This window comes from Psychrobacter urativorans, from assembly GCF_001298525.1.
In the GTDB taxonomy this organism is placed as follows: domain Bacteria; phylum Pseudomonadota; class Gammaproteobacteria; order Pseudomonadales; family Moraxellaceae; genus Psychrobacter; species Psychrobacter urativorans_A.
In genome coordinates this window covers 245762-262398 of the sequence record NZ_CP012678.1, presented here as the reverse complement: position 1 = coordinate 262398, position 16637 = coordinate 245762, and the positions used below count along the sequence as shown (strand labels likewise).

Here is a 16637-nt window from a genome sequence, read left to right as displayed (position 1 = left end):
ACTATAGTAAATTAAGTTTTACAATAACTGAGCTTATTCACTGTTTTTTATCACGCTTTGTACTCATTGCTTATCTATATCAAACATATGAAAAGAAGTCATTGCTCTTTTTAAAATAATAGGTTTGCTAGATTCACAAAAAGAACATTGTGATTTTACGGTTAGTTGATGCAGGAGCATCAAAACCGCATACTGCTAACATTGTTAATATCAATGTTAATTATCGATATAACAAATAACTTATTATCTATTGCGCTTGTTGCGCTTGTTTTGGTTATATCGTAAAGCTCATAACTTACTTTTAGGATAGCGTGTATTGATAATAACTGCCAGTGATTTTTTGACCATTTGGTCAGCTTATAGGGTAAGTTATTAATTTATAACGATTTAATCTTAAAAAAACTCTATTTATCGCGGCTAATATAGCCATATATTATAGAAATTTAACATTATTCGTAAGCAAGTCGTTATTTTTATTGAATGTTAAGCGCCTTTCGCTCATGTTACTCAACACTTATTTATACGGATATGACGACCGCTATGTTATCACCACAAAACCAACTGACTGAATTGGTACGCACGCTTGAAACTGACCAGCATATATTCGCTACTGACCCGCTATTGGTCACTGAAAAGCTGCAAGCTGAATTAGGTACGCCCATCCAAAAACTACATAGGCGGGCGTCACGCATCGATAGTAATGGCGCACTAACACGCGTGCTAGAAAAGATTGACGGACGCATCAAAGGCATCATGACGGTGATGAGTGTCGTATGGTGTGTCTCGGGCTTTTTAGGGCTATTCACCTTACTACAAGCCAATGTGGTCAATTTTTTCTATGTTTTGGTATGTCTGCTTGGTTTTCATACTATTATGCTCATCGGTTGGCTAGTATTAACCATGATTAATCAAGGTAAACAGTCTGCAAACTGGTTCGCCAATTTTGTCAGTCCTAAGCGTTTGATACGAGGTAAAGACGATATCACGCAAGCAGCGGTGCGCTTGTATGAGCAGCAACTTCAGCATAGCGGTATGCGCTGGTATTTAGGACGGTTCAGCCATCAGCTGTGGCTAGCGACTCTGACAGGGATGCTATTGGCTATCATATTCTTATTGATTATACGTCAATACAGCTTTAGTTGGGAGTCGACCTTATTATCAGATCAGGCTCTTATTACGTTGACCCATATGCTTGGTTGGTTACCCAGTATGGTGGGCTTTGATGTGCCAGATAATGCGGCAATTGTGCAGAGCCGTTTGGTCACTGAAGCACTACCCTTACCTATCGCTCGGCAGTGGGCAGGCTTATTAATTGGTAGTTTGCTGATGTATGGCATCGTACCACGGGCGCTAGCATGGTCATTTTGTGCGCTGATGTTTCGCCGTAAAAAAATGCGCTTGGATATTAAATTACCCTACTATCAAAAGATTATTAACTTTTGGCAGCGGCAAGTGGTTGATGCTGATGACTTTATCGAAGTCGATGCGCCAGTTGCGCCAAAAGCCACGGTTAGTGCTGGTAAGAAGCTGGTGGCGTTACTAGAATATCCTACAGATGTCGATAAATGGTGGCATATCGCCTTTAATGATAATAGTAACGACAATAATGACGACAAGGTAGATAATTTTGGTATCGTTGATGACCGTGACGATATGACGCGCTTAACGACATATTTGGATCAACATCCCGTGCAAGTGCTCATAGGAATTCACAGTCAAGCGCTACCTGATCGCGGCACATTACGCAAACTTGATCACATCGCCAGCCATGCTAAATACGGGCTTATTGTACAATTATTAAGTCAAGAAAATATCAATACCACTACTTCTGATTTTTCTGACCCGAATACGCAGCAAAAAACTGCCCGCTATCAACAATGGCAAACGGCTCTGGCAGCACGTAAAATTGGTTTGGTAACTGCTCATGAACAAACTATCGATTAACGCGAATTAACGCTAAATCACTGGCTTGAAGAAATAATATATATTTACACTATAACGAATGATTCCTTTATTTTTCAATGAATTAGCATCACTATTAAAATACGAACTTATTAAATTATAGAATTCAAGATTCGTCATTCTATTATTAAAAAACATGAATAACACGCCATTATCAGCATGATATAACAATATTAAAACCAAGATAATATTGCAATCAAACCGTACGATTAACTAAATAATAGAAGACACTATTATGAACCAAGATAATAATAACAATAGCTATATGAGCAAGCAGCCGACAAGGTTACTCGAAGAGAATGCCTACTTGGACGTGACACCGCAGTCTGCTCGCGCAAAAACCACCATTGGCAGCGGTGAACCTTTAAAGTTGGCAGTGGTTGGGCACACCAATACTGGCAAGACTTCAATTTTGCGTACTTTATTACGAGATGTTTATTTTGGTGAAGTAAAGAATGAGGCAGCGACTACGCGCCATGTTGAGCGTGCGCAGCTGATAGACAGTCAAACGGGTGATGTACTGGTCGCATTGTATGATACCCCTGGTCTTGAAGATGCTTCTGGACTGATGGATTGGCTAGAGGATAACACCGCCAGTCGCCGTGATGGTATTGAGCGTTTACAGCAATTTTTAGCCGCTGATATTGCATCAGGAGCTACAGCTTCATATAGCAGTGAGCATGAGGATTATAGCCAAGAAGCAAAGGTTATTCGGCAGCTGTTGGCAAGTGATATGGCGGTATATGTGATCGATGCGCGTGAACCGGTGCTTGGTAAATATAAAGATGAATTGGCTATTTTGTCGTGGGCAGCAATTCCAGTCATGCCAGTATTTAACTTTACGGACAGCCAAGATGGTAATATTGATGCGTGGCAGACGATGCTGGCGCGTCGTAACTTGCATATTTCAACGCGGTTTGATTCGGTAGCGTTTGAATTTAGCGATGAGATGCGGCTTTGGCAAAATCTTGCGACTATGCTTACTCATGCCGAAATGCTTGAGCAGCTGATGCAACGTCGGACCGAGGATTGGGCGCTGTTATATGATGACGCTAATATTATTATTGCGGATTTCTTATTGAATGTTGCCGCCTTTGTGCGCGAAATTAACGATGATGATGACCCGATGCCAATATTGCAGCAGATGCAAGAAGCGGTACGCCAAAGTGAGCGTGCCATGCAGCATCAGCTATTAAATTCATATAAATTTTATGACAATGCCGTGGCAGCAACACCGCTTGAGCTAAAAGCTTATCAGCAAGATCCTTTTGACGCTGAATTGCTAAAAAGTTATGGTATTCGCACCACTTCAGGAGCAGCGGCTGGCGCGTTATTAGGGCTAGGTATTGATGCTGCTGCACTGGGTACGACCTTAGGGCTAGGCACAGCGTTAGGCGGTATTGCTGGCGGGTTATTATCCAATACAGGCAGTATCGCGGATCGGCTATCCGGTGTGAAGCGCTTATATATTGATCCTGCAACGTTAACGCTGCTGGCGACTCGTGCGATAGACTTGCACATGGCGCTACGTCATCGTGGACATGCCGCTACTGACGCAACGCAGATGTCTTATAGCAATAATCATTCTAATGATGACGACAATCCAGAAAGTATGAAACCTTGGTCTACTCACAAGCTGCCTAGTGAGCTTAAAAAAGCGCGTAGCAAACCGCAATGGTCATCGCTGAGTAGCGGTAAATCTGAACATGCTCAAACTCTGCGCACAGATGCGGCATGGTCATTATCAAGAAAACTTGAACGCCTATAAATGAGAACGCTTATAAATACCACTTAAGCGATTAATTAAATTTTTTCACATCTTTTCTGCAATCAAATGTTTACAGTCTCATATATAATATACTGGCGCGATGCTATTACTTTAATATAATCCTGTTCTCAACCTCAGCAAGTAAATAATAAGATAAAGGCAACATGATGGCATATTATTTCGGATTTATACCTTCAGACAAACTCAGTAGTATGATTGACGAGGCGGAGAGCATTATTACGACCAATGAAGCAGTAGACTATTACCCCTATCGCAATGCGTTAACGCAGCAAATTGCTCGTGAATTAAACGATAATTTGTTGGTCAGTTTAATAGACGTCATCCCCAATCCTGAGCGGCAGGAGTCTATGCGTAAAATTGTCAATACGATTGAACGCACGACTGAAACCTTATTGAATGTTTTACTAGGTAAAGATACCAATAAAGACGTTATACCGAGCTTTAACTTTTTGAAGGATAAGAGTATCTTTATTGATAATCAAGGCGTACGACGTGTCGGTTTTAAACTATCCGAGTCGTCTGCTCAAACGATTAATGAAGGTTTTGCCGCAATCACACCCGACAATGTTGATAGATCTCAGTTTAAAATAGCACTGGAGACCATGACTGATGAATCACTGACTCATTTTATGAGTCGATTTACTGAAACACTCAAGCTTGGCATGATTAAGCGCAAATCTGTTCCAGTCGCAAAAGCCGCTATCGATAAAGGTATGAGCATGGCGCTTAATAAACTGCTGCCACAGCTACCGAATGCCGGATTAAATCGTCTCGCAATATTCTATCGCCCTTATTTAATACAACTAGACGATTAATTTCGTCTTAAAATGCAGGTTGTATTGGGAAAATTTGTTAAATTTTGCTAAAATAAGCAGCACTTTTTACCGAAGGCGCCACCCATGACCCAAATCAGTAATCAAGAAATCGAAAAAACCCTGCGTAATTCAGAATGTATCATCAGTAGCATTGAAGTTGCGGCTGCTTATGAGCGCCTTGCCGCACAGTTAAACCTACATTATGCTGGGCTGAATCCCATCGTAATGGTCGTGATGAACGGTGGACTTATCCCAGCCGGTCAACTGCTCACTCACCTCACCTTCTATCATCGTATGCACTATATTCATGCGTCACGTTATCGTGATAACCAAGGAACCAATGAGCTGGATTGGAAATTTAAGCCCGATGTTAATATTGCAGGCGAGCACGTATTACTGATTGACGATATTTTTGACGAAGGTATTACCTTAAAAGCCATTGTTGAAGAGCTTGGTAAAGAGCAGCCAGCCTCTATTGAGACTTGTGTTTTGCTGAACAAAGAACATGATCGCAAAGTGGTCGGTTTCGATGTTGATTTTGTTGGTATCAATGTTGCTGACCGCTATGTTTACGGCTGTGGTATGGATTTTCATGGCTATTTGCGCCATTTGCCGGGTATTTATGCCATTAAAGAAAATAAAGTATCAGCTTAGGCTTTTATTCTTTAATAAAAAAGTGTCCGAATTGGGCACTTTTTTATGGCATATTTTTCAGATTAAACATACTTTGCTTAGTGACACTTTTATTCAGTAACGCTATCCAAGTTTGCGAATTGTAAGCCTAATCCTGTTTGCCGAACTGTTGGTGTCGACAGTGCACGTGTAAATGCCGAAGTGGTACTAAAAATAGTCACTTGTTTTTTTGCACGAGTTACCGCTGTATAGATAAGCTCTTGACTGAGTAATCGCGCGTTATTATCATCAAAACTGATGGCAACATGCTCAAACTCTGATCCTTGCGACTTATGAATAGTCATAGCATAAGCGGTTGCAATCATATCATCGCTGAACATATTCACGGCGATACCTTGTATTTTGTTTTCAAAAAATACTTGCAGAATGCCTCGTTCGGTTTGTAAACAAATACCAATATCACCATTAAATAGACCTAATTCATAGTTATTTTGTAGAATCATTACTGGTCGCCCGTGGTACCAAGGTGATTTAGATAACGGTAGCTTAAGTTGTTCTTTATGCTGTTCACTGAGGTAGCGATTAATATAATGATCACCACAACGCCCATTATGACCGGCAGTCAGTACTTTAAAGGTATTAAGCACGGTCATAAGTTCTTTAAAGTAAGTCATATATTGTGCTGTTGAGGGAGATTTTAAGGTGTTAGTTTCTATCAATATTTTTTTACTATCATTGATGTAATGACTATATTTTTCGAGTAGTATTTTTAATACTTTTAAAGTACTGAAAGTGTTTATTGAATTGTCGTTAGTAACGGCTATTTCTTTTTCTGAGAGAGGCTCTGATAGATGGTTAGATAGCTGATAGAAGCTCAGTGTTTCTTCATCTTGCATTAATTTCCAAACGGCTGGCATGTCAGTAATACTGCTATTAATAAGACTTGCAAGCTTACCAATGCCTGATTCTGTCGTAAAACGGCGACTCACATCAAGGCGTTTATGAATATCTTGCAATACTGGAATGCGGCATAAGTCAGCAAGTACCGCACCAGCATCAACGGCAGCCAGTTGATTGGCATCGCCTAATAATATAAGTCGCGCATTAGGTTTTATCGCACTGACTAAATAATTTGCCATCTCCACCCCAAGCATTGAAGCTTCATCAACAATAACAATGTCTTCACTTAGTGGGTTAGCCGTATTATACCGTGGTCGCCCGCCCTGTCCGATACCCAGTAATCGATGAATAGTCTTCGCTTCAGGTAATTGCATCGTCACGCCTGCGTGTTGTATGGCATCCTGCAAAGATTCTTGCATACGCTGTGCTGCTTTACCTGTTGGCGCTGCAAGTGCAAGATTAGCGTGACTAGATACGCTACCTACTTCATTATCATTTTGAGCTTGTTGTAAGGCAATAACCAACTGCGCAACGGTAAAAGTCTTTCCTGTTCCTGGACCACCCGTAATAATACTAAAGGCTGAACGATTTGCCATATGAATCGCGGCTTTTTGTTCAGCATTTAAAAGAGGACTAAGTACTATTGGCAATTCATTAATGGTTTGTTGTTTTATTCGAATAATATGACGAGCAAGATCATATTCAGCTTGCCATGTACGATGTAGCCATAGAGTAATGCTTATATTTTTTTTAGCAACAGCATTACTTTCTAAAGAGTTTTCTATTTGAAAAACTATTGGATTATTTATTATTTCGTTTTTAATGTTAACTATTTCAAACAGTTGAGCACTTTTTATGGTTTTTATAAAAATATTTAAACTATCAGTGATATCTTTAGAGTGTTCATATACGTATTGGAAATAATGATACAGACTGACGCAGATACTATAACGCTGTCTTAATATTTTCTGCTCATATTCTGATAGCATAGTTTGTAATAATAGTGTCTCCCACAACGCTATATTTTCTAAAATCTCAAAATCTATTGTTGCTACTATTCCGTTAGTAGGAATAAGTAGGGATTGTAATAAAGGCTGTAGCAGCTGCTGTTGCCACCTATAGAGCTTACTAGAACTACTTGTGTTTGAATCACTATCATTAAGCACCAATACGGTATGCCCTTCCTCTAAGCGCTGTATCAGTATTTCAAATATCGCGTCGAATAACCAGTCTTGCGGCTCCCTATCTTCATCATAAATATTATTTGATTGTAATTGTGCCTGATACGCAACTTTCGTCTGTATTCGACGCTGTGATAAATACTGACAGATGGTTGTCGCCCAACTGTTACTAACATCTGATTCCACTTTACTTTGGTTGTTAATAACCAATATTTGTTGTTCTTTTTTTGAATCGGAAAATTTGTTTTTGGCTGTATTCGAATTTTTTTCATCTGTTTGAGTTAAATCTTGAGAGTTTTTCATCATATATCCGTTTATTATCATTATTTTTGTATATTGAGAATTTTTCTTAAACGTTGGCGTTACCAAATAGAGTATCTAGCTCTTGTATTAATGCAAAAGGGATTTGCCATTGAATACGTCCGTAAGTATGCGTCTCTTGTGAGTCGATACCACGTAGAAATACATACTCTACTGCTCCTAGATATTGTTCTTCGTTATTTTTATAATCGTTTATTCTTAAATTCAAAAATCGATGTAAAGCGACTTGGTAAATTGCTGCTTGTAGCCAGTATCCTGTTTTGTTCATAGCTAGTTTTAGATTTTTATTGTTGTAATTACTTAGGCTATCTCCTAAATAATTACTCTTATAATCCACTATATGAAACTTGCCAGCGTGCTCATAAACCAAATCAATTTCACCACGTAAATAACGGTAAATGTGTTCGGAATATTGAGGAGTCAGTTGAATATGTTTTTCAGGTTCGTCTGGTAGATGCCTCTCAAAAATCTCATTGATTGCTTCAGGTGTGAAGCTGTCTGATAAACCCATATTAAAGCCCAGCTCTGCAATACGCTTGTTAGCAGCAATCGCTTTTAAGGGCTGACCAGATGCCAATAATGGTGCAGACAAAACATCTTCTATCCACGCCATCAATTCGTTATGAACTGCTGCTAACTGAATTTCGGCTTCCTCAATATCTGAAAGCTCCTCCACTATCGCACTATTATTTGCCAATGTGACATTCATTTTATTTTTCTGCAATCGTTTTTGCGACGCGGCACTGGTATAGATAAGTGGTAACTGATACTGGCGAATGGCTTGATCAATTACTGCCGACCATTTATTATCGTTAGTAAAGTCAATTTTTTCAAATACTTGATGCAAAAACGTACCGGCATTAGCGCCTTTAACAAAGCGAAAGCGGATATTATCCGCGGACATTATAGAACCGCTCTCATTCATATCTTGATTGTCTTCTGACAATCTACTCTGTGATAATTTTATACTATCCGTTAAGTCAAAATCATCTTCTACACCATCATCAAAAACAGCCAGAGCTTGGCTTTGTTCGTCTAGCTGCCGTGATAACGCGGTAAAGCTGGTTTTTTCCCAACCTTTAAACTGATGGTTACGCAGTTGGTCGTAAGCAGGTTGATAATCAATAAGGGTCATCGCATTAGAACGGGTTACAGACGAATGACTATTCATTTTTAAGTTATTATTAACTTTAATAATCGTTTCAGCATTGGTTTCAATCATGCCGTATTCTATCCAGCCAGTATGCGCTTGCAGACGTTCGGGCTGCGTAAAAGTTTTATCCTTGTTGTCACCGTCAAGCCATTGCAAAATTGGTTTACGTTCACTTCCTGCACTACTATAAACATCGCTGATTACAATATACAGCTGCTCACTAGCGCGCGTAAATGCCACGTAGGCAAGCCGTCTGAGTTCTTCATAATTCTCAATCGTTTCAAATTGGGCATAGTGATCGGTAGAAATATCGCCTTTTGCAGACTTGCTATGGCGCTTGCCAGCACTGGCAGATAAACGGCGCTCTGTTTGATTACTATTAATTTCATTATTAAGTTCATGAGTACCAACATCATGATTATATAAAAATAAATTATGTTTGCTACGCCCGCCCGCTTTTGGACTGGCATTATCGAGCCCAACGACATAGACGACTGGAAATTCCAAGCCTTTGGATTTATGAATGGTCATTAGCTGCACGCCGGACTCAGTCGGTAAAGGCTGCTGCTGTGCCCATTCCGGTATGCGCTTGCTGTTCATATTTTTCTTATACCATGCCAATAGCTCGTACTCGCCGATATGCATCCCGTGTTGCGCTAAAATATCCAATAAATGCCGCAAATCCATCAAATATCGTGCGCCATCTTCTAAAGCCGCCAGTCCGACCCAAATGCTTTTATGACTTCCCTGCTTCGCCATTGGATTATAGCCAAGCACATAATGCAATGCAGATAAGATACCACCATGCTGCCAATGGTTCGCCGCGGTCTTCAAATAAGTTTGAAAGTCCTGATAGCTTTGTTTGTAATTCTGTTTATAGCCCTGTTTAAGCGTTGCCTGCTCAGAATCCATATGTTGCGCTTCTATATTATCGGTATCAGCACTTAACATTAGTGCTTGTACGTCAGCCAGACTCAATTGATAAAAATGACCCGTCAACACTCGATTGATAATATCGCGGCGCTGCGGACGTAGCATCGCTTCTAGTAATGCCACCAAGTCAGCAGCAATAACGGTATCAAAAATATTCGTTTCAGACGTCTCAAGCGTAGGCACACCCAACTTGGTAAGCATATCTTCCACTTGTTTGAGTTCGTGCTTTCTACGCCCTAATACTCCGATATCACTTGGTTTTAATGGTCGCCCATTGATGGTTTGTTGACTGGCTAGCAAAGCGGCAATATGTAACGCGGTCAGCTCACAGTCATTATATTTTGCTTCTTTATTATAGGGCAGATGGATAATACTGACAGGATTGTTCGGTAAAATAGCAGTGACTTCAGGCGACATAGCACACGGCTGAGATACTGGTGGCTGCCATGATAAGTGCTCATCCCTTTTTACCGCAGTGATATGCTGATAATAGATACCTTTACCCAGTTGTGCCAAGGCATCAGCGGTTGATGATTCTGACTTATCATCCGCATTAGTGATGGGTTGAGACCTGCCAAACCAATGATTAAGCGCAGTAATCAAACGCTCATTTGAGCGACGATTCACATCAAGACTCATCATATGCTTATCATCAAAATGTGCTTTCATCGCGTTGTAATTGGCAACATCACCGCCACGAAAACCATAAATCGCCTGCTTCGGGTCACCAACCAATAATAAAAAGCCGCGATGGGTATCTTTATCCTCTTTACTGTATTGCTTAATACTGCTTTGCTTAATATAGATGCGCTCAATCATACGCGCCTGCTCGCCATTAATATCTTGTGACTCATCAATCAGTGCCACTGGATAATGATGACGGATGTAACGCGCTAGACGCTCACCTTGCTTGCCTGACAGCGCTTGGTTTAAGCGTACCATCTGTAGCGCAAAAGTAGTCTCGCGTCGGGCTTCTAATATCGCTGGCAATTTTTCTCGTACTTTGATAGCAATATCACGGTTTAGGTTTTCAATCAGGGAATCTAGATAAAGATTCAGCCGCTCTGTATAATCATGCAAGGTCTTTAAAGCGCTTATACCTTTAAGGTTAATAAAAGCCAAGCGTTCGGCTTCTTTACCTTTGTTAAAAACCTTTCCACCTTCTTCTTTACTAATAAAAGCATTCGGTAATTCTGTATATAAAACGTCCGCCTGAGCCTCTATATGTGTAAAAAAAACCTCTCCATACTGATGGATAGCTTGTTGAATAGCGCCTATAGCCCCGATATTTTTACCGACTTTACCCGCTTTACCAAACCCTTGCGCGGTACGATATTCCAAGTCAAAATACGGCTCAATATCTTTTAAATCACAATTTTTAAAGTCCTCTAAAGCTTGTCGATAAGCGTCAAAGTCAATCGTAGCGCCCAGTTCCACTTCCTCAATAGGCGTTGAGATGAACTGAATAGATTTTTGCGCGACGGACAGATGATCCACAGGAGAGGTTAAGCGCTTGGTATGCTGTAATAATGCGTAAACCTCCGGTTGTTGGTTATACATAGCACTGTGAAACGCACGTACTTTATCGTGGATAATGCTCTCGATAACGACCTGTTCATGATCGCTAATTTGTACCCCTTGTTGATGTCCAGTCTCGGCACTATACTCAGAAAGCCATTTTTGTGACAGACTATCTAACGTTCCTACAAATAGTTTATCCAACGTCGTAAGTACCAATGCCGTACGCCTAATGGCTTCCATTAACGGATAACGCTCGGTATTGTCTAAGAGATAGCTTAATAAGTGGCTATTAATAGGGTCAGCCATTAAATCTGTATAGCCTGCCAGCTTGGCTTGTTGTTCTAACCATTGCTGCCGTGTTTGTCGTTGCTCTGGAGTCACTTTGTTAGACGATTCTAACTTTTCATTATCTTTATTATTTGCAACGTCAGACATCTTGTTTTGGTTAACATTGCTAGCCATCAGCTGCGGATACAGAATGGGATGGGTGGCAGAATTTGCCTGTAGCTTATTAAACCATTGTAATAATTGATGAAAATCAACCAAGCGTGCATGAATACGCTCGCGCATCTCAGCAGCAGCAGCACGAGTAAAAGTAGTAGCAATAATGTGTTCGGGTGCACGTTTTGCCTCAATCAGTAAGCGCAGTACAATGCCGGTCAACGTCCACGTTTTCCCCGTGCCTGCTGACGCTTCAATCAGATATTTACCATGTAACGGTACGCGTACTGCTGGTGGCTGTTGCTGAGCACTGTAAGATTGACAGATAGTCTCAATAGTTTTTTCCATAGGTTCAAAGTCATTATTTTCATTATAATTTTTATTATTGGCTTTAAGCATCGTTTGCGTCATAAAAGGTCACTCGTTCATGATATTCATGGTAATAGTATGGCTGCTTAGTTACTTCTTAATGGATATACAGACAGCGACAGTTATCGCTGTGATAAAAACTATAGTGGCATTAAGGCAGTATTCATTGCCCCAAATAAAGGCTGTGCTAACACTGGCAAGGCATCGGTTAACGCTGTAAAGCCATCTTGTTTTTGCAAAATATACTGCCATAACTCATGCTGCGAGCAGGTATCATAAGTCATATCACTGTTATAACCTGACCATAACCAACTGTCGAAATCACCGCGCTTAGGCTGATATACACTCTCTTTCCTTTGAGCGTCACTGACCTTATCAAGATAAGTAATGGCGTACATCGGCAATATTGTCATAGGTGTACTACCTGCAATTTGGGCAAATCTAATCCATTTAAGCAATTCAGCCAACGCAGTCTCATAAGCAATAGGTGCTAACGAAAAAGTCGTCTTACCTTTATATTTTGCATGTTCCGTGCTGGGTTTATTAAAGCGCCAAATACTTCTACCATCATTAGCAGTAACTTGCGCTTCGGTGGTACGTCGCGCTACTTGCCAATAAACGTGTGCTAGCCAAAAGCGTAATAAATGTTGTGTACGCGCGCCATTCGGCAAGATATTGAGCCATAATTCAGGAGATTTTTCTGCTGACAACTTCTCTGCTGATAACGCTAAAGGCACTGAGCCTTTAATATTTATCTGACCTTGAATATTCATATCAGCGGCATCAACGCTAATCATTTTTTCTGCACATGGGGTTAATAATGTGAGACAAATTTCTGCGCTTTCAATATCAATATCGTCAGCATCAAGGGTAAAGTGTCTATTAACCTGAATACCCATTGACGATAATTCTTCAGAAAACTCACGGCACTGCTCGGTGATTTTAAGTTGTTGATAATTTAGAGTAGATTGGCGTGCAACCCCTGCAGGCATAACAGGATCGTATAATAGACGATTTATTGGCGCTGCCTGCTGATTGGTATTCTCATTAACAACAGAATTATCGTTTGTAGCTGTGTACAAACCACTAAGCAGTTGTGCATTAACAGTATAAGCATCTAAACTGGATAGCGATAGCGGCTCTTGATACACGGTATCTTCAGCGGGCAATACGATATGAACTTGCTGTTCTTTTAAGAAATACCTTGCCGGATGGCGAACCTGTAGATATAAGTACTGCATATCAATATGAGCAACATCAAAATTCTCGTCGGTATCGTTATTCGTATCATTGTTTGGTTGAATGCGCTGAGCAATTACCGCATAGTCCGCTTTAGTGGGCAGATTGACTTTAATGGGCTGCTGGTTATTCTCGACATCTCGTGCTTGTAGATGTTCAAAGACATCTTGCCAGACTTTTGCGGGAGCATTGGTTTGTTTTTGATTGAGCTTTTCGCCTTGCATCGCACGCTCTAACATTTGCATGAAATTTTGTTCAGATACCTCTGCTGAATCAGTGGCGGCTTGCGTGCTTAATATTTCTGACGTTATAAACACTTCTTCAGCAAAAGGTAATGCTGGATGACGCGTAACCAACCACTGCTCAATAAGCTTAGGCAGATAACGTTGCACTTGTGCCGTTAATGCCGCGTTATTATCATTAATAGCACTGCTGTTTAAGTTATTATCTATATTGAATGATTTTTGCGCATTTTTGAGTGGATCCCATTGCCATTGTATCTCTCCTTGTAGGAACTGTAATAGTTCGCTAACCGGATTGGCAGGCAGATGCTCATGGGTATCCGTCAAGCGTTGACCATTATAAAAAATCCAGCAGGCATTGCGGGCGCACAGTAAGGCATCCAAAAATGCGCCATTGTCATCATCTTCACTGAATCGATCGCCGCGTTTTGCCAAGCCTGCTTTCATTAAATCATAACGGTTATCCCGATCACGATTGGGAAACTCAGACAAGTCCATATTGAGCATGACGACTAAGCCAAAAGGCACGTTACGCAGTGCGCCAAAACGCCCAAAAGTAATGACGCCCGTAGGCTCGGCACTGACTTGTTGGCTTTCTAATTCGTCCTCGATACTATCAAGCATAAAACTCAGTTTTAATGGCAAGGTACTGACTTGTGATAGCTTGGCTTCGACCTGCCCGACGGCTAGCACGTCATCATTAGCAATATTGACGTCATTTTTGCTGTCCGCATGATAACGCTGATAATGACGGTTAGCGCGTAGACTACTTTTAAAGCCATTCATCGCATTAAAAATAGCGCGCATAGGACGCGTTTGATCAAGCGCGCCAAAATAGAGATGGATAATATTGCTTTCAATACGATTCAGCCAATCTTCAGCCTTATAGCGCGCTTGGTATTCATAGCGACAAGCATTTAGCCCTGCGTGAACACGACAAAGTGCCTCAACAATAGGTGCATCTCCCAAACTTATTGATGAAATGGGTACCGTTTTTTCGGCAAGCACATCCTCTTTCCAATTATCTGGATATAAGCAATCACTAATACCCGCTTCAGGCATAATCAAACCCAAGGCAATCTGATCAAGCGCATAGGCAAAGCTAAAACGATAATCATAATCTTGCGTATGTAAGCTGTATTGCAAATGTGCCTCATCAAAGCCACGGACAAAACCAGCTTGTTCTAATAAATCACAGCCGCGGCGCATTTGTTCATGAGTCAATCCAAGACTTTCATATAGCGGTGGCAACATTAACCAATCTAGTACCTCAGCTGATTCAAAACGCGCGGTTTCACTACCCAGTAGACCATAAAACCCACTGATGGCTTCCCATAATTGGCGAATAGACTTATCTACCACACCCGTAATTTTTGCGGGTAAGGTTAAACCATCCTGACCTTTACCATTTACAAAGACCGAGGTGATTAAGTCATGATGACGGTCGACGTCAGGTAATAGTACAACGATATCGGATAGATGACGTTTTTTGCCTTTTGTAATAGGCTCATTTAGCCAGCGTCCAATCATGCTGCGTAATATTTCAAGTTGGCGTTGTAAATTATGGCATGAATGAATACTTAGGCTATTATCATATTGTGATAACTGCCACTGCCGTGGTTGTTCATTATATTTACTTGCGAGTACATCGTCGCTATACCATTGGTTTTCTGATGGTTCTATATTTTTTGGTTTTTTTTTGTTGTCAGCTTTATTTTTACTTAGGCTATTTATATTATTAGTATCATCATCTAAATCAAGCGCCATTTGTGCCCCTAACGCGGCACTGACTCGCCCTGCCGTGGCTTGTTGGGTGGCACTTTCATCGAGCATGAGCACGTCTTGCTGCAAATGCGCGAGCAAACTTAAAGACGACGCTGATTCCGTGTGGCTATCAAAAGCAAGGTTAATATTATCACTAACATCGAATCTATCATGCCATTGCAGCTCAAAGCCCTCATGCTGCTCGTTACCCGATAGACTTGCCAGCATCGCAAAAGTCTCACGCGATTGCTTACCCAAGCGTGACAGCAAGGTATGCCCATAATCCCGTAAAAACACACTTTCAGGGTTAATCACCTGCTGCCGCTGTAACCACTGCTTATCAACGATATCTGCCCAAAACAGCTGTGAAGGATTGTAATGTAATAAGGTAATATCAATATATTTCGATAAACGCTGCAAAAAATCTAACTCGTTTTGCGGCAACTGCTGAATCGTAAAAATGTGTAAGTGGCTTGGCAATAGTGCTTGAAGATTGATTTCAGTATTGTTTACCTCACCTGACATAATCTGCCAAAATCGTGTCTCAATAGCGGCACGATGCTTGTAAACTGCGGCAAATAGTAGATGCCATAAATGTCGTTGTGCCGCTTCAAGCTCGGTATAATGAGCAACCAACCAATCAGGTGTCTTGCCAGCGTACTTATCGAACGCTATGGTCAGCTCATCTTTAGCCGCTACCATAGCTTCTACATCTACCGCTTTATTGTCCGACCATAAATCTAACCACGCTTCTCGATGGTTCAAGTAACGACTAAATACACGTGAAAAGTCGGTAGCAAGCGACCATAGCCGGATATCCTGTTGACTGCGGTCGGCATCCCCATCTAATAATGCGGACAGTAAAGGATATAAAGGATGCGCGTCGTTCGCCATAATCTCTGTTTGATAATAAGTAAAATATCCAAACAGACGCCACTGCATCACCGAGCCAGTCAATACCGCCACTTCTGGTACCGTCAGTATGTCTTGTGCTGACGGCATAGTTTCTAACCAAGTATTATATTCAGCCAACACTTTTTGCATCAACGTCCATTGATACTGCCCCCAAAACGTCGTCGTAACCAACGTACTAATGCCCGCTTGACTGGCGATAGACTTATCTAGCCACTCCCCCAATACCATTGACGGCACAATCACGATAAACTCTTCGAAAATCGGCTGGTTTTTAGATTTATAAGCGCTGAGTAATTGCTCAACCAAAATTTCGGTACGGTGGGATTGAATAATTGTAAACATAAATAATCATCTAATGGTGGCAATAAAGAAAAAGAGAGCAAGGTATAACGTGTAAGGTAATTTTTTTGATATATTTGATATTAAGGCACTAACGGCATTTTATAGTTTAATACTCAT

The 16637-nt window shown here is 40.9% G+C and carries 7 protein-coding genes; 4 read left to right on the top strand and 3 right to left on the bottom strand.

What is annotated here, in order from left to right; all coding sequences use genetic code 11:
- The first annotated feature begins 540 nt into the window (after nucleotides 1-540).
- From AOC03_RS01110 to AOC03_RS01095, 4 genes are all read left to right on the top strand, one after another.
- Nucleotides 541-1944 (top strand): DUF2868 domain-containing protein, encoded by a 1404-nt coding sequence (locus AOC03_RS01110; protein WP_062533216.1) that lies wholly within the window; start codon nucleotides 541-543, stop codon nucleotides 1942-1944.
- Nucleotides 1945-2197: 253 nt separating this feature from the next.
- The gene (locus tag AOC03_RS01105; RefSeq protein ID WP_062533215.1) at nucleotides 2198-3730 is read left to right on the top strand and encodes a DUF3482 domain-containing protein; all 1533 of its coding nucleotides are present in this window, start codon (nucleotides 2198-2200) and stop codon (nucleotides 3728-3730) included.
- Between the two features lie 167 nt (nucleotides 3731-3897).
- Nucleotides 3898-4566, top strand: coding sequence for a hypothetical protein (locus AOC03_RS01100; RefSeq protein WP_062533214.1), 669 nt, complete (start codon nucleotides 3898-3900; stop codon nucleotides 4564-4566).
- A gap of 84 nt (nucleotides 4567-4650) precedes the next feature.
- On the top strand, nucleotides 4651-5220 hold the full coding sequence (locus AOC03_RS01095; protein ID WP_062533213.1) for a hypoxanthine-guanine phosphoribosyltransferase: 570 nt from the start codon (nucleotides 4651-4653) through the stop codon (nucleotides 5218-5220).
- An 89-nt stretch (nucleotides 5221-5309) separates the two neighbouring features.
- Here the strand turns inward: AOC03_RS01095 and recD are convergent, their stop codons facing one another.
- The 3 genes from recD to AOC03_RS01080 all read right to left on the bottom strand — a co-directional run bounded on the left by recD (nucleotide 5310) and on the right by AOC03_RS01080 (nucleotide 16520).
- Complete coding sequence (gene recD / locus AOC03_RS01090; protein ID WP_084785728.1) at nucleotides 5310-7583, bottom strand: exodeoxyribonuclease V subunit alpha; 2274 nt, start codon at nucleotides 7581-7583, stop codon at nucleotides 5310-5312.
- 46 nt (nucleotides 7584-7629) lie between these two features.
- A complete protein-coding gene (locus AOC03_RS01085; protein WP_420480446.1) occupies nucleotides 7630-11997 on the bottom strand; it encodes a UvrD-helicase domain-containing protein in 4368 nt (1455 codons plus the stop codon).
- A gap of 161 nt (nucleotides 11998-12158) precedes the next feature.
- Nucleotides 12159-16520 carry an exodeoxyribonuclease V subunit gamma gene (locus tag AOC03_RS01080; RefSeq protein ID WP_062533211.1) on the bottom strand — a complete coding sequence of 1454 codons (4362 nt, stop codon included), beginning with the start codon at nucleotides 16518-16520 and terminating at the stop codon, nucleotides 12159-12161.
- Nucleotides 16521-16637 lie beyond the last annotated feature (117 nt).

What these genes read in the sequence shown, in the direction of transcription:
- AOC03_RS01110 (WP_062533216.1), top strand. Translation starts at nt 541, where the DNA reads ATGTTATCACCACAAAACCAACTGACTGAATTGGTACGCACGCTTGAA.
- AOC03_RS01105 (WP_062533215.1), top strand. Translation starts at nt 2,198, where the DNA reads ATGAACCAAGATAATAATAACAATAGCTATATGAGCAAGCAGCCGACA.
- AOC03_RS01100 (WP_062533214.1), top strand. Translation starts at nt 3,898, where the DNA reads ATGGCATATTATTTCGGATTTATACCTTCAGACAAACTCAGTAGTATG.
- AOC03_RS01095 (WP_062533213.1), top strand. Translation starts at nt 4,651, where the DNA reads ATGACCCAAATCAGTAATCAAGAAATCGAAAAAACCCTGCGTAATTCA.
- recD (WP_084785728.1), bottom strand. Translation starts at nt 7,583, where the DNA reads ATGAAAAACTCTCAAGATTTAACTCAAACAGATGAAAAAAATTCGAAT.
- AOC03_RS01085 (WP_420480446.1), bottom strand. Translation starts at nt 11,997, where the DNA reads ATGGAAAAAACTATTGAGACTATCTGTCAATCTTACAGTGCTCAGCAA.
- AOC03_RS01080 (WP_062533211.1), bottom strand. Translation starts at nt 16,520, where the DNA reads ATGTTTACAATTATTCAATCCCACCGTACCGAAATTTTGGTTGAGCAA.